The 19,795-nt window shown below is 38.2% G+C and carries 15 protein-coding genes and 1 pseudogene; 11 read left to right on the top strand and 5 right to left on the bottom strand.

What is annotated here, in order from left to right:
- Positions 1–2: 2 nt before the first annotated feature.
- The 3 genes and pseudogenes from HHO41_RS19290 (at position 3) to HHO41_RS19280 (ending at position 4,063) form a co-directional block, all read left to right on the top strand.
- Positions 3–1,305: pseudogene (locus tag HHO41_RS19290) on the top strand (aminotransferase class I/II-fold pyridoxal phosphate-dependent enzyme).
- Between the two features lie 55 nt (positions 1,306–1,360).
- Positions 1,361–2,848, top strand: a complete 1,488-nt coding sequence (locus HHO41_RS19285; RefSeq protein ID WP_169101798.1) for an aminotransferase class I/II-fold pyridoxal phosphate-dependent enzyme — start codon at positions 1,361–1,363, stop codon at positions 2,846–2,848.
- A gap of 54 nt (positions 2,849–2,902) precedes the next feature.
- Positions 2,903–4,063, top strand: a complete 1,161-nt coding sequence (locus HHO41_RS19280; protein ID WP_169101743.1) for an aminotransferase — start codon at positions 2,903–2,905, stop codon at positions 4,061–4,063.
- A gap of 201 nt (positions 4,064–4,264) precedes the next feature.
- On the opposite strand, the gene HHO41_RS19275 is transcribed toward HHO41_RS19280, so the two are convergent.
- Together HHO41_RS19275 and pdxR are read right to left on the bottom strand one after the other, a co-directional pair.
- Positions 4,265–5,470, bottom strand: coding sequence for a benzoate/H(+) symporter BenE family transporter (locus HHO41_RS19275; RefSeq protein ID WP_348981332.1), 1,206 nt, complete (start codon positions 5,468–5,470; stop codon positions 4,265–4,267).
- A 217-nt stretch (positions 5,471–5,687) separates the two neighbouring features.
- Entirely contained in the window at positions 5,688–7,127 is a 1,440-nt protein-coding gene (gene pdxR, locus HHO41_RS19270) for a MocR-like pyridoxine biosynthesis transcription factor PdxR (protein WP_169101742.1), read from the bottom strand.
- 428 nt (positions 7,128–7,555) lie between these two features.
- On the opposite strand from pdxR, the gene HHO41_RS19265 reads away from it, so the two are divergent.
- The 8 genes from HHO41_RS19265 to HHO41_RS19230 all read left to right on the top strand — a co-directional run bounded on the left by HHO41_RS19265 (position 7,556) and on the right by HHO41_RS19230 (position 17,206).
- Positions 7,556–8,560, top strand: coding sequence for a hypothetical protein (locus HHO41_RS19265; protein WP_248278544.1), 1,005 nt, complete (start codon positions 7,556–7,558; stop codon positions 8,558–8,560).
- Positions 8,547–10,736, top strand: coding sequence for a molybdopterin oxidoreductase family protein (locus tag HHO41_RS19260; protein WP_169101740.1), 2,190 nt, complete (start codon positions 8,547–8,549; stop codon positions 10,734–10,736). Before HHO41_RS19265 ends, HHO41_RS19260 begins: the two co-directional genes overlap by 14 nt.
- Positions 10,737–11,297 (top strand): 4Fe-4S dicluster domain-containing protein, encoded by a 561-nt coding sequence (locus HHO41_RS19255; protein ID WP_169101739.1) that lies wholly within the window; start codon positions 10,737–10,739, stop codon positions 11,295–11,297.
- A gap of 12 nt (positions 11,298–11,309) precedes the next feature.
- Positions 11,310–11,834 carry a QcrA and Rieske domain-containing protein gene (locus tag HHO41_RS19250; protein ID WP_169101738.1) on the top strand — a complete coding sequence of 175 codons (525 nt, stop codon included), beginning with the start codon at positions 11,310–11,312 and terminating at the stop codon, positions 11,832–11,834.
- 206 nt (positions 11,835–12,040) lie between these two features.
- Positions 12,041–13,327, top strand: coding sequence for a molybdopterin molybdotransferase MoeA (locus tag HHO41_RS19245; RefSeq protein ID WP_169101737.1), 1,287 nt, complete (start codon positions 12,041–12,043; stop codon positions 13,325–13,327).
- 485 nt (positions 13,328–13,812) lie between these two features.
- Positions 13,813–14,337, top strand: coding sequence for a cytochrome c3 family protein (locus tag HHO41_RS19240; protein ID WP_169101736.1), 525 nt, complete (start codon positions 13,813–13,815; stop codon positions 14,335–14,337).
- On the top strand, positions 14,330–15,778 hold the full coding sequence (locus HHO41_RS19235) for an ammonia-forming cytochrome c nitrite reductase subunit c552 (RefSeq protein ID WP_169101734.1): 1,449 nt from the start codon (positions 14,330–14,332) through the stop codon (positions 15,776–15,778). The genes HHO41_RS19240 and HHO41_RS19235 overlap by 8 nt, the downstream gene beginning before the upstream one ends.
- A gap of 279 nt (positions 15,779–16,057) precedes the next feature.
- Positions 16,058–17,206, top strand: a complete 1,149-nt coding sequence (locus tag HHO41_RS19230; RefSeq protein WP_169101732.1) for a GGDEF domain-containing protein — start codon at positions 16,058–16,060, stop codon at positions 17,204–17,206.
- A gap of 120 nt (positions 17,207–17,326) precedes the next feature.
- Here HHO41_RS19230 and HHO41_RS19225 read toward each other — a convergent pair whose 3' ends face one another.
- From HHO41_RS19225 to HHO41_RS19215, 3 genes are all read right to left on the bottom strand, one after another.
- Complete coding sequence (locus HHO41_RS19225; protein ID WP_169101730.1) at positions 17,327–18,658, bottom strand: cytochrome b; 1,332 nt, start codon at positions 18,656–18,658, stop codon at positions 17,327–17,329.
- A complete protein-coding gene (locus HHO41_RS19220; RefSeq protein WP_169101728.1) occupies positions 18,655–19,128 on the bottom strand; it encodes a QcrA and Rieske domain-containing protein in 474 nt (157 codons plus the stop codon). Before HHO41_RS19220 ends, HHO41_RS19225 begins: the two co-directional genes overlap by 4 nt.
- A 287-nt stretch (positions 19,129–19,415) precedes the next feature.
- The gene (locus HHO41_RS19215; RefSeq protein WP_348981331.1) at positions 19,416–19,583 is read right to left on the bottom strand and encodes an ATP-binding protein; all 168 of its coding nucleotides are present in this window, start codon (positions 19,581–19,583) and stop codon (positions 19,416–19,418) included.
- Positions 19,584–19,795: the final 212 nt, after the last annotated feature.

The following is a 19,795-nucleotide window of genomic DNA, read 5'->3' as shown; positions in this document are numbered from 1 at the left end:
CATTGAATGTTTTGGCGAAACAACTAAATGACACGATAAAAAATGAAAATCCATATATATATGATATGCTCTCTAATCTAGGAAAACATTTATACTATCCAAAAGGTATACTCTGTCAGAGTGCGGAGGCCAGCAAAAAAGCCTATCGATTTAATGCAACAATCGGTATTGCTACTGAGAATAATCAGCCAATGCACTTTAAACATATACAAGATCAGCTTTCCGGATACTCTCCTCAGGACATTTATCCATATGCACCTCCTGAGGGGAAACTGGGTTTACGCCTTGCCTGGAAAGAGAAGTTATTAAGAGACAATCCATCTTTACAAAATAAGACTATTGGATTACCCATCGTAACAAATGCTCTTACACATGGACTAAGTATAATAGCAGATTTATTTGTAGATCGTTACGATACCATCATCGTACCTGATAAGTATTGGGGAAACTATCAATCAATTTTTCATGTTAGATGTGGTGGGAATCTAGTGACTTTTCCTCTATTCGATGAAAAGCAACAATTTAATGTTTCCTCTTTTCGAGAATGTGTACTGAAACAATCTTTATCCGGGAAGGCAATAGTGTTGTTGAATTTTCCTAATAATCCTACTGGTTATACACCTAATACTGAGGAAACAGAGGGTATTATTTCTGTTTTACATGAAGCTGCCTTAGCGGATATTAAACTGGTGGTTATTTTAGATGATGCTTATTTTGGTTTATTTTACGAAGATTCCATCAAAGAATCATTATTTGGTAAACTTGCAGGATTACATCCGAAAATTTTACCTATCAAAATAGATGGCGCGACTAAAGAGAATTATGTATGGGGATTTCGCGTTGGTTTTCTCACATATGCCACAGAAAGTCAGGCTGTTTTGGGAGCATTAGAGGAAAAGACAAAAGGGATTATTAGGGGGACCATTTCGAGTTCTTCTCATTTGTCGCAAACCATTACGTTGGATTCATTACAATCAAAACGATTTGCGGCAGAAAAACAGGAAAAGTTCACATTATTGGAACGAAGGGCTCGAAAGGTTAAGGAAATTCTTAAGAAAGATAAATATAAAAAATACTGGTCCTACTATCCCTTTAATTCTGGCTATTTTATGTGCCTTAAGTTTCTAAAGCTCAATGCAGAAAAAACTTAGAGTGCATTTATTAGATCAATATGGGGTGGGGACTATTGCGATTAATGATACAGATTTAAGAATTGCCTTCTCTTGTGTAGAAGAAAACGATCTAGAGGATCTGTTTGATTTTATCTATAAAGGGGCAAAGGACCTAGACAAGAAAGGAGAATAAAAGTATGTATTCTGGAACGGTTACATTGGAAAGAGATACAAATTTAGATTTAGATATGGAAAAAAATCAGAATAGAACCCAATTTGATACTCCACTATTTACGGCTCTTACAGAACACGCAAAAAAAGATCCTATTCAATTTCATATTCCTGGACATAAGAAAGGGAGAGGGATGAATCCGGACTTTAGAGAATTTATTGGAGATAATGCACTATCGATAGATTTGATCAATATCGGTCCGTTAGATGATTTACATTTGCCGAAAGGAGTCATAAAAGAAGCTCAAGATCTTGCGGCAGAAGCATTCGGAGCGGATTATACCTTTTTTTCAGTACAGGGGACAAGCGGTGCAATTATCGCTATGGTTATGTCGGTTTGTAATCCTGGAGATAAAATTATCGTACCAAGAAATGTCCATAAATCAATTATGAGTGGAATTGTCTTATCAGGAGCTATTCCTGTTTTTGTACATCCTGAAGTCGATCCTAAACTGGGTATTTCTCATGGGATTACACCGGATTCTGTAGAAAGAGCATTAAAACAGCATCCGGATTCGAAAGCCGTACTTGTAATAAATCCAACCTACTTTGGCGTTTCCGGGGATTTGAAAAAAATTGTAAACATTGCTCACTCTAGGAATATCCCAGTGCTAGTGGATGAGGCTCACGGTGCTCATATTCATTTTCATCACGAATTACCAATATCCGCTATGAAGGCAGGTGCTGACATGGCAGCTACAAGCGTTCATAAACTTGGCGGTTCACTTACTCAGAGTTCAATCTTAAACTTACGTGGGAATCTCGTATCACCACAGAGAGTTCAAACGATATTAAGTATGCTGACAACAACCTCCACCTCATACTTATTGCTTGCATCATTGGATGTGGCCAGAAAATCTATGGCAACAGAGGGACAAGCTTTGCTTGAAGATTGTATTCGACTGGCAGAGAAAACACGATATGAAATAAATCAAATTGAAGGTTTGTATTGTATGGGTAAAGAAGTGTTACATTCAACTGCTGCGGCTGCCTATGACCCAACAAAACTTTTAATCTCTGTAAAAGATTTAGGGGTCTCCGGACATGATGTAGAGGTATGGCTACGTGAGAAATATACTATTGAAGTTGAGATGTCGGATTTATACAACATTCTTTGTATTGTCACATCAGGTGACTGTGAAGTGGATTTATTTATGCTTGTAAAAGCTTTAAGGGAGTTGTCCGTTGAGTATAGAAACTCAGTTTCCAAACGAAATCCATTCGTTATATTGCCGGATATTCCTTCATTAGCCTTAACACCTCGTGATGCTTTTTATGCAGATACAGAAATGGTTCCAATTGAACAATCTGTGGGAAGAATCATCGCAGAATTTGTTATGGTTTATCCACCTGGAATTCCGATTTTTATCCCGGGTGAGGTTATAACATTTGAAAATATAATCTATATTAAAGAAAATATAGAGGCGGGACTTCCGGTTCAAGGTGCAGAGGATTCTGAGTTAAACTATTTACGTGTGGTAAAAGAACACCATGCAATCAAGTAAAAATAATAATCGGGTATTTTTCAGATGTCCGGTAATAAAATTGGTGATTGGATTATGCGATCTAAGTTATCTTCATTAGTTATTCAAATAAAGCCATCTGGAATAAGGCGATTCTTCGATTTAGCCGAAACAATGGATGGGGTTATCTCACTTGGGGTGGGGGAACCAGATTTTATAACACCCTGGTCAATTTGTCATGCTTCGATTCAGTCCATCGAGCGAGGTTATACATCGTATACTGAAAGAGAAGGACTTCTTGATTTAAGGAAAGAAATTTCCTCTTATATGAAAAATCGTTTTCAAGTTACCTATTCACCTTATACAGATATTCTTGTGACTGTTGGTGGAAGCCAAGCACTAGATATTTCGCTAAGGACTGTTTTAAATCCTGGTGAAGAAGTGATCATGATAGAGCCGAGCTATGTTGCTTATGCCCCATTGATTACTCTGGCAGGTGGAAAGCCGGTTTTAGTTCAAACTTCAATTGAAACGGAATTTAAGCCTCAGCCAGAACAAATAAGACGAGCCATTACTGAAAAAACAAAAGCTATTCTTATTTGTTCTCCCAACAATCCGACTGGAAGTTTATTAAATGAACAAGAGTTAAAATCAATTGCAGAGATCGCTATTAGTCATGATTTGCTTGTGATTACTGATGAAATATATGCTGAGTTATCATACGATGATTCATTTTGTTCGATTGCCTCTATTGCAGGTATGAGAGAACGAACGATTATTGTTTCGGGATTTTCAAAGGGATTTGCAATGACTGGCTGGAGATTAGGGTATATATGTGCGCCAGAATTTCTCACACAAGCTATTTTAAGAGTCATGCAAAATACGCTTGTTTCTGTTCCTTCGATGAGTCAATATGGAGCAATTGAAGGGTTGAGAAATGGTAAGGACCATGTAATTGAAATGAGAAAAAGTTATCGCCAACGACGTAACCTCGTGGTTAGTCATCTCAATGAAATGGGATTGAAATGTCATTTACCTGGTGGAGCATTTTATGTGTTTCCATCCATTCGTAGCACGGGGCTTTCATCGGAAGAGTTTGCAGAGCAGCTCTTAATCAACCAAAAGGTTGCCGTCGTTCCTGGGAATGCTTTCGGTGAAAGTGGAGAAGGTCATATACGTTGTTCCTATGCCTCCTCAATGGATAACCTCAATGAAGCAATGAAAAGAATGAGGGCTTTTTTGGAGAGTATAAAATAGGGCTAGCAAAAGCTATACAAAAGTTTGTTAATCAACAACTTTTAAAGGTTAGTCTAGAAGTTTTTCCTTTAAGTAAAAAAATGGTGTCCCAAAATTCATCTTTTGGGACACCATTTTTCTTAGTTTTTTAAGATTTTGCACGGTTGGGAGGACCGGGATTGTCTAATCTTTTATCTTACAATTCATTTTAAAGTTTCCATTTTATTTCTTCGTGTCTGATTCTATATACCGTGCAATAAGGGATCCTATTAATAAGGACCAAACCGGCGAACTTATATTTAAAATAGTAATGTTTGACATTGCGATAATAAAGGCAAAGGTTGCACTTGTTCTCATAGATTGCCTAGAGAAACTTTGCTGAAGACTATTGCCGAAAACCGTAATGAGGGAAAATCCCGCAATGATGGAGATAAATTCCTTTGGCAAAGCATTAATAACAGGAACGAGTTTCCATGAGAATAAACCGAATAAAAGTAGGAGTAAACCCGTTACAACAGCACCCATGTATCTTTTATCCTTTTGTCCAGCTTCTTCATCAGAACAAATGACAGTCGCCATTCCAGCAATATTAGCTGATTGACCGCCAAAGAAGGAGGCAATGACTGAAAAAATCCCACTTAAAGAAATAATCCGATTAACAGGTGTCTGATAATGATTTTGCTCTAGAGCGCCAATGGAAACCGCTGCATCATTGCTTAAAATAAGTAATGCAAGTGGGATCGATACAGAAAGGAAGCTGACTGTATTTATGTCTGGCCATTGTATATGCGGAAAGATTCCGCCCGATGTTGCCCAATCAACATTTTGTAATGGGTAAGTTATGATAAGAACAATAGTGCCAATCGTAATTGCCGCAAGGACAGGTGGTATTTTAGTCTTCCATCTATTAAAAATAAAAAAAGTGATTAAGGAAATCATTCCTACAATTAAAAGCTCGGTAACAGAAATAATGAAGTTCACCATATACTTTACAATCATTCCTGATAACATCGCTGCAATAATTTCCTTAGGTACTAATTTCATTAATTTCGAAAAAATACCTAAAGAACCGATTATTAACAACAATAATCCCGAAAAGATATAGGCTCCAATTAATTCATTAAAAGAAAACTTATCGGTCATTGTTGCAAGAAAGGCAACACCTGTTAAGGAATGACCACCAACGATAGGGATTCGATAACGTAAAGGGAGAATGATCCCGAATAATCCTCCAAAAACATATACAGAAAAGATCCAAAATATCGTCTGTTCAGCAGTAAAGTTTCCATTAGTTGAGGCTTCTAATATAAGAGCTGTTGGTCCTGATATAACGAATAATCCCGCAACCATCCCTGCAGTAATATTATTGTGGTTTAGGTCTCTTATTGGAAAGCTGTTTTTCTTAGTCCTCTCATGATTTTCCTGCACATTATTCAAACTAATACCTCTCTTATTAAAAAGTGTATGACTTTCTATTAGTATAAAAATTGTTTTTATAAGTTGAACAGAATAATAATCTATCTATTATATAATAGTAGATATTGATTGATTTTAATCATCCAATTAGAAAACTTTTATACCATCCAATTAGGTTTACTTTAGATTAATGGAAAAAAACTCCACCAGGCAGAGGTGAAGTTTTTTTTTAATTTGTTAGTTGCAAAAATGATTTTTTAAGTCTTAAGATACCTTCTTCAATGAGACTTGATTCCACTCGTCCGAACGTTAGACGTATATACCCACTATTAGTGCCAAGCAAAGATCCTGGAACAAAAGCTACTCCATTTTTTAATGCCGCTTCAAGTAAATGATATTCATTCACATTATTTTCTAAATGGCACCATAAGTGTATTCCACCTTCTGGTACCTGAAAAGATAGATGGTCCGATAGTTCTGCCTCCAAAATGGATAAGAGAGTATCCCTTTTATGAATAAGCTTCTCCTTTAAATAGTTCAAATTTGTTGCAAATGAATCTGATTTTAAATACTCGGCAGCTAGCCATTGTGGAAAAATACTATGACCAAAATCAATTTGCTGTTTGGCATCTGCCAAACGTTGAATGACATTATCAGGCCCTACAATCCACCCAATACGAAGCCCGGAAGCCGCAATTTTAGAAAATGAACTGATATACAAAACATTTCCACTTTCATCCAGAGATTTAAGTGTTGTAGTGTTTAAGTGGTCAGAAAATGACATAAGGCTATAAGGATCATCTTCTACGACTGGAATCCCTAATTCTTTTGATATTTCCAGCACTCGTTTTCTTTTTTCTAAAGATAAAATGCTACCAGTTGGATTTTGGAATATAGGGTTTAGAAACACCATTTTAATTTTATATTTTTGATACAAATAAAGAATGTCCTCTGGGTTTATTCCATTCTTTCCAACAGGTAGTTTAAATGTCTTTAGACCAGCTGAGCGAAATATAGGCAGCGAATGCGCATATGAGGGATCTTCATATGCAATTGCGTCACCTCGGTCCAATAAGCATTGAGTTACGAGATGCAATGCTTGTTGTGCACCCGAAGTAATCAATACTGACTGACTAGAACATTCAATGTTCCTAAACTCTTTTAAGTGGTTAACAATGTTATGACGAAGACCAAGATTGCCTTGGGGATGCTCATAGCCTAGTGATTGTTGAAATTCATTTTTTGAAAGAATCTCTTTAAATATGTCATAAGGCATTAAGTCATTCGCTAATTCACCACTAGCAAAATTAATAAGATCTTTCCCGTGGATTTCCCCACGAATATGTTGAAATAACGGAAGATTAGGCAAAAATGATCCACGTTCGATATATAAATCCCAATTAGGGATTCGTGAACGAGTTAACCCCCACACATCTGTATGGACCTTTGTTCCACTCCCCTTAATCCGTTCAATCATTCCATTGGAATATAACACATCGTACGCCGTAACAACGGTTCCTCTATTTACATCAAATTCTTTAGCTAATGCTCTTTCGGAGGGAAGGAGCGTACCCGGTGGATATTCTCCATAGGCAATCCTCTTTTGAATGTAATTAGCGATTTGCTGATAAATAGGGATATCACTTCGTTTCTCCGGTTTCCATTCCATAGTCTTCACCATCATTTTTTTATTTTATTTTTATATACTGGCTGCCTGTTAACACAGCCATGTTTAACATGATGAAACAGCTTATTGAAAATTAAATCGTTTTGTCTATGTTACTGTCAAGTAAATGAAGCACTTTGTCCCTTTTTTAGTATACTAATCCACTTTTTAAGGTTGAAAAGGTCCAATTTTCAAGATTTTTAGTTCTGTAAAGTTATTTTTAACAATTTTTGAAGTCGATTTAAGATGTGACGAACGGCACATTTGTCAAAATAAACTGAGTGTAATCTTTGAGAGGATAAGGGCTAAAAAATAAAATGCTTGGTATTTATTTTGAAAAGGGAGGAGTTTTTTTGAAAGTGAACAATACGTCAGAAAAGATTTTAAAGAAATCAACGCCCCATGCATTTGCTTCACACTTTGCAAAAAATATGTTCTTAACAGTGTGTGGACTTATCATTCTATCTTTTATTGGTACAAGGATGTTTACCCATATTGATTTAAATTTATATGGATACATGGTTGGTACTATCGTTTTTTTTGGTGGTTTCTTTTACCGATTTATATCATGGGGCGAAAGGCCGCCAACAAAAATCTTGATAAAAAAAGGTTTAAAGCTTCTTGGACGAAAGAAAACACCCGCAGTTTCAGTTGAGCACCTTCTAACTCATAAATTTATCTGGAATCGAGGGATTTACAGATGGACTCAGCATTTGTTAATCGGCTGGGGATGTATCCTTTCTTGTTTTGTTACCTTTCCATTAGTGTTTGGATGGATGTATTTCACAATGGATGAAAATGGCTATTATACAGTTGTAACGATGGGAATCGATTTAATGAAGGTCAAGGCTGACGGATTGATTGCTTTTGTTTTCTATAATGCACTTAATATTACGGCAATCATGGTCATTACTGGCGTTTTATTGGCTCTTTACAGACGGCTGAAAAATATGCAGGCACGTGCAGAACAAAAATTTATCTATGACTTTATGCCGTTATATATGCTGCTTTTCGTTTCTCTTACAGGTTTATTGCTAACATTTATGAATGTTTTTTTACATGGTGTAGGTCAACCGATCATGTCTATTATTCATCAATACTCCGTAATCATAACATTAATATATTTGCCATTCGGAAAGCTGGCACATATTCCGTTTCGCCCAATGAGTGTTCTTGCCAGAAATTATCGGGAGCATTATGCAGAACAAGGAATGAAAGACTGTAAGGTTTGTGGAGAGCATTTTGTTTCAACAGAACAAGCTCAAGATGTCATTCATGTATTAAGTATAAATGAAATCGAGTTTAAAACGAGTGAAGGGGTCCATCTTGGCGAACTTTGTCTTCCATGTCGACGCAAATACAGAATTGCACAGTTTTCAGGATTTCCCACTCATCAGGTAAAGCTTAAGGAGGCTAATCAACATGCACAAGTCTGAGTTTAAAAATCCGCGAGATAAATTTTTTAAAGAGATTGAAAATGTGAATCATCCCGATGAAACCTTAGTTCCAACCCATTGCTGTTATTGTGCGATGCAGTGTGGAATGAATCTTAGGGTGAGTACAAAAACGAATAAAATCATTGGGGTTGAACCTCGATACGATTGGCCGGTTACGTTAGGGAAAATGTGTCCAAAAGGTGTTACAGCATACCAGCAGACCAACCTAGATGCCAGATTATTAAAGCCATTAATCCGAGATGATGCATCTTTAAAAGGGACAAAGGAAGGATTTAGAGAAGCGAGCTGGGATGAGGCTTACGATTTAATCGTGAAGAAATTCAAGGAACTTCAGGCTTCTTATGGAAAAGATGCTCTTTCCGTATATGGCGGGGTTTCAATGACAAATGAAAAATGCTACTTAAATGGGAAGTTTGCCCGTGTAGCCCTGCAAACTAAACATCTTGATTACAACGGACGTTTTTGTATGGCAAGTGCAGCCAGCGGGATCAATCGCTCTTTAGGAATTGATCGAGGGTCAACAGTGCCTTGGACTGATATCCCAGAAACCGATTGTTTATTCCTAGCAGGAAGCAATACGGCTGACTGCCATCCAACGATGATGTTCCGCGTGTGGGCAGTCCAAGAAAGAGGGGGATATTTGATTGTTGTGGACCCAAGGGAGACCCCTGTTGCAAGAAGAGCTGATGTTCATCTTGATTTAAGGCCTGGAACGGACTTGGCACTTGCCAATGGAATTCTGCATCTCTTGATAAAAAACGGTCATGTGGATGACGAGTTCGTTCAAAACCATACGAACGGTTTTGAAGAAACAAAAGAATTGGTCAAACAATTTACCCCTGAATACACAAGTCAAATTACAGGGGTTGCACCTGAAAAAATTATCAAGGCTGCAGAACTCTACGGAAAAGCACCAAATGCAATTCTGTTATTTGCAAGAGGAATTGAACAACAAGTAAAAGGCGTTGATAACGTTTCAGCCTATATCAATCTGGCTCTTGTTACCGGAAATATTGGCCGGCCAAAAGCAGGGGTTGGAACGATCACTGGTCAAGGAAACGGTCAAGGTGGAAGGGAACATGGTCAAAAAGCGGATGCATTACCTGGGTACCGGAAAATTACTGATCCACAGCATGTAAAGGAAGTAGCGAAGGTGTGGGGAATTGAGCCTGAGGAGATGCCAGGCGAAGGAGTATCTGCCTTTGAATTGTTTGGCTTAATGGAGAAAAAAATCATTCGTTCGATGTTTCTGCTCTGCTCCAATCCGGTTGTTTCAGCACCTGACTCAAATTATGTCCGAAAAGTATTTAAACAGCTTGATTTTATGGTAGTATCCGATTTCTTCTTATCCGAATCAGCGGAATATGCAGATGTTGTCCTGCCAACGACGACCTGGTCAGAAGATGAAGGAACAACAACAAATGTTGAAGGTCGTGTAATTAAAATCAATCGTGCCCAAATGCCGTTGGGAGAATCCAAGCCAGATTGGCTGATACAAGTGGAATTAGCGGAACGTTTGGGCCGCGGAAAATACTTCTCCCATTTAAAAACATCAGAGGATGTCTTTAATGAGCTGCGGTTAGCTTCTAAAGGTGGAAAAGCTGATTACTACGGGGTTACTTGGGAAAAGATTAAAAAACAAGATGGCGTATTTTGGCCATGTAAGGATGAGGAAGATCCTGGTACACCTCATATGTTCTTAGATAAAAAGTTTTATTTTCCAGATGGAAAAGCTAAAATTTTGGCCCTTCCGTATGTGCCTGCGGCTGAGGAGCCGGATGAAGAGTATCCACTTTGTTTAACAACCGGACGGGTTGTCTACCATTATCTATCAGGCAATCAAACTAGAAGAATCCCATTTTTGAAAGATATGTGCCCCGAACCGTTTGTTGAGGTACATCCGGAAACTGCCAAAGAGTATAGTATTCAGCATGAGGAAAGAGTACGTTTGTTCACACGTCGTGGTGAGGTTATCTATAAAGTAAAAATCACAGAAGCTATTCGTAAAGATACCGTATTTATTCCGTACCATTGGGATTTTGAATTAGCTGCAAATATCCTGACGAACCCAGCACTAGACCCAATTTCAAAAATGCCGGAATTTAAAGCTTGTGCAGCTCAGATTGAAAAACTAGCAAAAAGTGAGGCGCTATAGATGAACAAGAGGCTGTATCTTGAATTGGAAAACTGTATTGGTTGCCGTTCTTGTTTGGCCGCTTGTACCCAATGCGGCGGCCATGAGGAAAGGAATAGAAATTATGTATACGACGTAAATCCTCTTGTCAATAGGCAAACGATACCGCTTATGTGTCTTCACTGTGTTAACCCTGCTTGTGCAAGAAGCTGTCCGGCCCAAGCCATTCAAATCCATGAAACAGGTGCGGTATTATCCGCACTTGTGGAAAAATGCATTGGATGTCAAAACTGTACGATTGCTTGTCCTTATGGGGTTCCGAAATTTGATACAGAACAAAACTTAATGTATAAATGTGATCTTTGTATTGACCGGAGCAAGGATGGCATTCCGCCGATGTGCGCGAGTGCCTGTCCGACTAACACACTGCAATGGTTAACAGATGAAGAGATTCATAGAAAACAAGAACAGTTTCATCTTGATAATGGAAAATGGGTAACAAGCATGCCTTATTTAGAGGGAGAAACGAATGTGAAAGTCAATCTTCCGGGTATTTTACAAGGAATAGCAAAAATTTACTAAGGAGGGATTACCATGACCGATAAAAATAATAAAATCCCCTTCGATGAAAATAATTATACTCATAATATTAATCGAAATAATGAACGAAGGCTTGATCGCCGTGGATTTATGAAGACATTGGTTGGTGCGGCAGGGGTGTTTGCTGTGTCTTCTATACCTTGGGGAGTGATTGCGGCGAAAGAGCTGTCAGGTCTCAAAGAAAGGGAATATAAACAAAAAAAAATTACAGATACTGCCTCCCTTGAGATTGGAAATTCAGTGGATTTTACCTTTCCGGGTGAACATGATAGCGCCATTCTAATCCGCTTATCCGAAAACAAGTATGTGGCATATCAAAATGCATGTACGCATCTTCGCTGTCCTGTTTTTTGGAATAGTGAAAAGGAAGAAATGATTTGCCCATGTCACCATGGGAAATTTGATGCTGAAACTGGAGCCCCAACAGCAGGGCCACCTCGTCGTCCGTTACCGGAAATTCAGGTAAAAGTAGAAAATGGCGTTATTTACGCAGTGGGGGTGAAACGTTATGAAGCTTAATGATTTGAGTATCATTTTATTGTGTGGAATTTTAATGCTTAACATTATTTTTACTCAATATTTGGTCCATCAGTATTTTTATCAAAATTATGTAAATGTAGTTCTGCTTTGCTTTTTAAACTTTTTACTTTTTCCTACAGCAATTTGGATTTATTTTTGGTGCGAAAAAAGAAAAAGTAACAGTTAAAACTTATGAGGTGAACTAATTGCTAGAAGTACGTCATCCAATTCAAATAATTGAAGCAGTAAAAAGAGTGATGGTCCACCAACTTGGTGGTAAGGAAGAAATGATTCCAATTGATGAATGCGATTATCGCTATTTGGCTGAAGATATTATCGCCACTCATGATGTGCCGATGTTCACTCGTTCTGGTTATGATGGGTTTGCTTTAAGGGCGGAGGATACAGAAATTGCTTCTTCCATTACACCTATAAAATTAAAAGTAGTAGAGGAAATTGCAGCAGGGATGGTTCCGAGGAAAGAACTGGGTCCATTTGAAGTTTCAAGGATTATGACCGGGGCTAAAATACCAAAAGGCGCAAACGCCGTCATCGCGATCGAATTAGTAAAAGAGTTTACTAATGAAGGAGAAAAATATATTTCGATAAAGCGACAAGTGAAGATGGGGGAACATCTTTCTTATCAAGCTGAAGAAACAAGAAGTGGTGAAATCGTAATTAAAAAAGGGACAAGAATAAATCCGGGAGTAAAAGCAGTCCTTGCTACTTTCGGATATTCTCAAGTTCCTGTTGCAGTCAAGCCGAAAATCGGAATTTTCGCCACAGGTTCTGAACTTCTTGATGTGAGTGAATCGTTACAGGATGGGAAAATTCGAAATAGTAATTCCTACATGATTGATGCCCAAGCAAAAAGAATCGGGGCAGAACCAATCTTCTTTGGTAAGCTTCCGGATGAAATAGAACCCTGTTATGAAGCGATTTCGTTGGCGTTAAATAAGGTTGATATTTTAATTACTACCGGTGGTGTATCGGTAGGTGATTATGATTTAATGCCAGAAATCTACAAAAGATTAAATGGTAACGTCTTGTTTAATAAAGTGGCGATGAGACCTGGCAGTGTTACAACTGTAACTGCACTTGAAGGAAAACTTTTGTTTGGTTTATCTGGAAATCCTTCTGCAAGCTATGTTGGTTTTGAGCTGTTTGTTAGACCGATTATTCGAAAAATGCTCTATAGTGATCATCCTTATTTAAAGTTTGAAACGGTTTCCCTTGCTTGTGATTTTCCAAAAGTAAATCCATTTACTCGATTTGTTCGAAGTAAGCTGTTTTTTGAAAATGGTGAAATGATCGCAAGACCAGTTGGAATGGACAAGTCGAATGCAGTATTGAGTCTAGCGAAAACCGACACACTGATGGTTTTACCTGGCAGTACACGTCATTTTCAAAATGGGGACAAGGTAACAGCCCTCCTACTAGAGGATGAAGAGGGAAGCCAAACTCTTTGGCAGGATTCCAATAGAAAAGAATGATAGCGGTATGTCTGTCACCTTTTTTGGTGGTAGGCTTCGTTACTACTGCAATCCTACTATTTACTTTAATCTTGGCTGTGTTAAAGCTCAGTGTTGATTTTTTAACACAATGTTGATTGGAGCGGAAGGCGCTTGACTCCTGCGGGAGCAGCTGGACAGGTGAGACTCCACAGGAGCTTTAGCTCCGAGGAGAAGGAAAAGTGGAAGCGGCTTGCCCAGGGGTGACAGGCATAAGACGAGCCTGCATGAAGGTCGTTCTTTGACCTTCTTGACGGATTGGCTTATGACCCCGAGCCCCTAGCCGCTGTAGCTAGACAGGCTCACCGCCCGCCCCGCGGAAAGCAAGCGCCTGGAGCGGAAATCAACAGTCAAGTTTAACACAGCCTTAATCTTAAAATAGTAAATCCAGCCAAGGCTTCACTATTTTGGTTAGAACACGTTATATGTGTTTTAATAGATATTTATTTTTCAAGGGAGGTGAAATCATGTTGAAAAAATTTCTAGCAATTGATAAACGATTGCTTCTGTTGATTGGATTATTTGTTGGAATTATTGGATCAGTGGTGACGGCAAAAACGTTAGCCTATACTGACTCTGGTGAATTTTGTAAGGGCTGTCATATCATGAACAATGTTTATGATTCTTTTACAGATTCTGCCCATGCTGAGATAGCTTGTGGCGACTGCCATTTACCACACGATTCTTTAGTGAGCAAATATACATTCAAAGCGAAGTCGGGATTAGGGCACGTCTACTATAACACATTAGGTGAAGAAAAAATTCCTGGTGTTCTGCATCCGACTGCTGGCTCAAAGGAAGCGATCAATTCCAATTGCATTAACTGCCATAAGAGCACGTTAGATAATATTTCACATGATGCAAAAGAGAACTGTACGGTCTGTCACCAGTCTGTACCGCATGGAAAAGGCTTTAAAACAGAAGAATTCTATAAGGCACCAAAACCGGGAGAGTTATTAGAAAATAAGGGAGGATCAATGAACAATGGCTAGCAAACAACTTCATTGGATTTATTTAGCCCTTGTCGCTGCCATCATGCTGATTGCAGGTTGCTCAGGAGCAGAAGTGACAGAGAAAGCTGAAAAGTTAAAAACTGGCTTATCAAAAGATGAAATTAGAAATGAAGCGTTTAAGGATTTATTCCCGCTTCAATATAAAAGCTTCTACAAAACAGAAGAAATGGAAGATACGAAATATGCAGGTTCTATTAATCGTAGTAAATATGATCATGATAAAGAACCATATTTGCCAATTCTTTTTAATGGATATGGATTTGCAACACAGTATACTGAAGACCGCGGCCACGCTTACGCGAACGTAGATATTCGCGAAACTGCTCGTATCAATGACAAATCAATTGGATCTTGTTTAACCTGTAAATCTACAGCTGTTCCACACATGATTGAGGAAATGGGTGACGATTATTGGGGTGGAAACTTTAATAATGACATTTGGCCAAAAGCAGAAGCAATGGGTCACTCACCAATCGGTTGTACTGACTGTCATGATCCACAAACAATGGATTTACGTATTACCCGTCCTAGTTTTACAAAAGGAATGGAATCTCAAGGAATCGATATTTCTAAGGCAACTAAAAATGACATGAGAAGCTATGTTTGTGCACAATGTCACGTAGAATACCATTTTGCTGCTAAAAACGGGGAAGTGACTTTTCCATGGGCAAATGGATTTAAACCGGAAGAAATGTACGAATATTATGAAACGACAGCTAAAGAAAATGGCTTTGAAAAAGACTGGGTTCATAACATTTCAGGAACTCCAATGCTAAAAGGCCAGCATCCTGATTTTGAAACTCATATGGAAGGTCCGCACGGAAAAGCAGGTGTATCATGTGCAGACTGTCATATGCCATATGAACGTGTTGACGGTAAAAAGAAAATCACTTCACATTGGTGGACTTCTCCTCTTAAAACAATGGAGCAATCTTGTGGAACCTGTCATACAAACCGTGAAATTGATGAATTAAAAGAGCGTGTTACGGAAATTCAAGATACTCATATGAAAGCATTGCACAGTGCTGAAGATGTTTCAATTACTGCTCATTATTATGTCAATAAAATGATTATTAGTGGAGTAAGTGAAGAAAAAATTAAGCAGGCTCAAGCAGCTGTTCGTAAAGGACAATGGTTCTGGGATATTTGTGCCGCTGAGAGTTCAGCGGGATTCCATAATCCACAAGGTTCTATGGATTCACTTAGAAAATCTGAAGTTGCATCCAATGAAGCAATCCGAATTGCAACGGAGGAATTAGTCAAGAAGGGTGTAAACCTAGAAGAACTTGATCATGAGATAGAAAAAGCGAAGCAGGCTGTATATGACGAGAAGGATAACTTTAAGAAAAAAGATCACGCGGTTAATAGTTACTTCCCAGCCTTACAGCCTGTAGCAGCACCTGCTGCACCAAAAAAATAAGAAATTGATCAAAACACTGGGTAATTGCCGTTACCCAGTGTTTATTTATTATAAGACAAATTGGTGCTTAATAGTCAATAGAACATTTAATCTGGAAGAAGTAACTCTCTGTGATCATATTCAAATTTTATACTTTACTGAAGTTGCTAAAATGATAAGCAGCTTTTTTGTGTTTATTCAAAAATGCAGTTGCTTAGACCATTCGCTTTTCGCTATATAACTTCTGTGAAAAATAGTAGAATTATAATATGGATATATCAATAATAAGGCGGGAAAATTATGAGTTTAGTATATAATTTGGGCATAAATATCTATTCAATATTATTTTTGATAATTATCTACTTTCACTCTTTAAGTCATGATGATAAAGAATCCCTGCAATATAAGCTTTATATGAGGATGTTACAAATTACGATAATCATGCTGGTGGCGGATATATTCAGTCGGTTTGATGGCAATTCCTATTACATATATTCAATCTTAAATCAATCAGGGAATTTCTTCGTTTTCCTGCTGAATGCTATCTTACCGTCATTATGGTTACTATATGTTCATTTCCAAGTGTTTCAGGATGAGGCGAAAACGAGGCGCTTGTTTTATCCTTTACTAGCTATTAATGGAGCAAATGCAGTAATCGTAATTTTATCGCAATTTTTTGGCTGGTTTTACTATATTGACTCAGATAATATTTACCACCGTGGTCCGCTCTTTTTGGTTTCTGCTTCTCTTACGATTGTGATGCTGCTTATTGCTTTTGTTATCATAATCGTTAATCATAAAAAAATTGAAAAGAAGCATTTTTTCTCGCTTGTGTTTTTTGCGTTTCCACCATTTGTGAGTATCTTTTTGCAAATTGCCTTTTATGGAATTTCCCTAATGTTAAACAGTGTTGTCCTTTCTCTTTTGGTTGTATTTTTAAATATTCAGAATCGCAGCCTCCACATTGATTATCTTACAGAAACAAATAACCGCAAAAATCTTGAAATATACTTGAAGGAAAAAATCAGAAAAAGTTCTGAGGATAAGACTTTTTCAGCAATGATGATAGATTTGAATGACTTTAAATCGATAAACGACACTTTCGGTCATGATATAGGGGATAGCGCATTGCAGATGTCAGTAAAATTGCTCAAAAGCTGTCTAAGATCAAATGATTTTATCGCTCGATATGGCGGGGATGAATTTTGTGTTGTTTTAGATATATCAAATAGGGATGAATTAGAAGAGATTGCAGGCAGAATTAATTGCTGTGTAGAAAAATATAATGAATCCAGCGCCCAGCCTTATAAGCTTGGCTTCAGTATGGGCTACGCTGTCTATGATTACCATTCCCATATGAAAGCAGAGGAATTTCAAAAACAAATCGATACATTGATGTATGAGAACAAGCAGGCCTATAAACAAAAAATGAGGATGGATACTGACTAGAAGGGACTAGGGAAGGGACTAGGGGACAGGTACTGTGTCCCGGCTTTTAAAAAGTTAATCGATAAGAGATTGAAACTGGGACATTAAACCTGTCCCTTTGTCCCGTTTCCCTTTGTCCCGTTAATTATTCTTCGCCCCATCTTGAATCCAGTTTTCAAAAGTTTCTATGTTTTCTTTACTCAAAGGCTTGCCAGGTGGCATCGGGAATTTAGCTTTACCTGTCATACTTTCATAAAGCAAGCTTTTATCAGGATTTTCAGGAGTAACTTCCTTAGAAATTCCAGAATAGCTTCCGTATTTTGGGTGACATTGATTGCAATAATTCTGGAAAATAGGAAGAATGTCTTTATCAAAACTAGGATGCTCTACTACTACCGTTGTGGCTAATGCCTTAGGTCCAGAATTCATTCCTTGATAGGTTAATACACCCAACCCCAACATCACTACTGCTGCAACACCGAGTGCAATTGGTCGTCTCTTAGGTAGACGACTCGGATTACGATCAATCCAAGGCAAGAATAATAGCACAAGAATTCCTATTAATGGTAGTCCCACCATCGCAAGAACATCCAACGACCCAGGAACATACTTCAGAAGTTGATACACACCCATGAAATACCAGGCTGGCTTCGGTGTATAGTTATCCATGTTTAATGGATCAGATGGATCGCCTAATTCCTTTGGGAAATAAGCAGCTAAGACGAACAAGGAAACTGCAATAACCAAAACAGACAAAGCCATCCGAAAAGCTTCATTTGGATAAAAAGGGCGTGATTTTTGGGTGATATCTTCCCCGCGCTTTTTTGCATGAGTAAGTTCGTCTGTAGAAGACATACCTTGACGAAGTACAAAAAAGATATGGGGCAAAAAGCCTAATAAGATAACACCAGGTAGAACAAGGATATGGATTGCGTAAAACCTGGTCAAAGTAGCACTTGTTACGTTTACGCCATCCCGTAAAAGTTGTACGAGATGATCTCCAATCACTGGGACATAGCCCGCCATTGAAGTGCCGACAGTCGTCGCCCAGTATCCCTCTTGATCCCAAGGTAAAAGATAACCTGTAAATCCTAAGGCAACCGTTCCCAGAAGTAGAATGACTCCTGAAACCCAGGTTAACTCACGAGGGTATTTATATGCTCCTACGAAGAATACACGGAGCAAATGTAATACCACTAAAACAATCATGAAATTTGCCCCCCATGCATGCAAGGAGCGAACAAAATTCTCAGCAACCGAAGCTTCTATTGCTTTGACACTGCTGTATGCCTCATTGGCGGAAGGTATGTATACGGTAGCCAATAAAATGCCTGTTATCGCTTCATTCAAGAAAGCAAATAAAGTAGCAAAACCTAAGTAGTCTAAATAATTACTCCGTTTAGGAGCAGGGTGTTTAAACATTGCGTCTAAGAGTTCCTGTACTCTCAATCGATCGTCAAGCCACTTTCTCAATCTAACCTACCCCCTACACGTACAGAAATCCCATGAGCTTCAATAACTCGACGTTGTAAAGGCTTTGGAATTGGCCCATATAGAACATTCCCTTTCATATCAAATGCTCCCCCATGACAAGGACATAGGAATTGCTTTGATGCATCATCATAACTTACCGCGCACTGTAAATGTGTGCAAAGAAATTCTAAAGCAAGCCATCCTTCCTTACCCATATTGACTATGTAGATGCCCTCGTCGACGGTACTACCTTTATAAGTAATAAATTTAGGAACACCTTCTTCAAAGTCGAACACTTTCCCAACTTCTTTTAGGGTCTCTGCATTGGCTACCGGTGGTTCTAGAAATTTCCCAGCAGAGCCTATATAACCTAATGCGATGGCACTCCCAGTTGCACCTATACCAAGATTTAAAAAGCGTCTCCTCGACATTCCTGATTCAGATTTCTTTTCCATTTGTTTCTTTCCCATAGATTTCTCCTCTCGTCATTCTAGTTTGCCAATTACATTTTAATCACAAGATTTTCCTCTTATATGCAGCATCTCATGCAGAGTAACATGGTGTAGAAACGCTTACAATAGCCTTGTTTTGTGTTTCACATAGTTGTCGTTTTTCCATTAATTAAAAGTCATTTAATGGACAATAAAGGGTTTCCGATTACTTTTAGGGACATGAATAGGGAATAGAAGTTCTTGTTGGAGATACATAAACACCGCACGGTCACCCCCGTGCGGTGTTTGTTTAATAGATTATTATTTCATTCTATCGGTAACGAAATCGTAATTGTCGTGCCTTCATGAATTTTACTTTTAACATCGATGATTCCTTGATGACCTTCCACGATATTCTTAACGATACTCATCCCAATGCCGCTGCCGTATATATCACTTTCGGTTCGATTCTCCCGGTAAAAGATATCGAAAATCCGCTTAAGGTTAATTTTGCATTATTTCAAAAAATAAACGGACAAATTCCGCTTAACTTGGGAAATTCCCTTATTTCCTTAATTTTAAGCGGAGTTTTTCCGGTTAAGTTAGTAAAATCATTTTAGCCCCTTAACTGATTTGGACACCTAAATTTAGTAGGAGTACAATTTAGTTAAGAGGAGGAGTCCACTATGAGTAAGAGAAGAAATAG

This window comes from Bacillus sp. DNRA2 (assembly GCF_012843265.1).
GTDB lineage: Bacteria > Bacillota > Bacilli > Bacillales > Cytobacillaceae > Bacillus_BU.
This window is presented reverse-complemented; position numbering and strand designations above follow the sequence as displayed.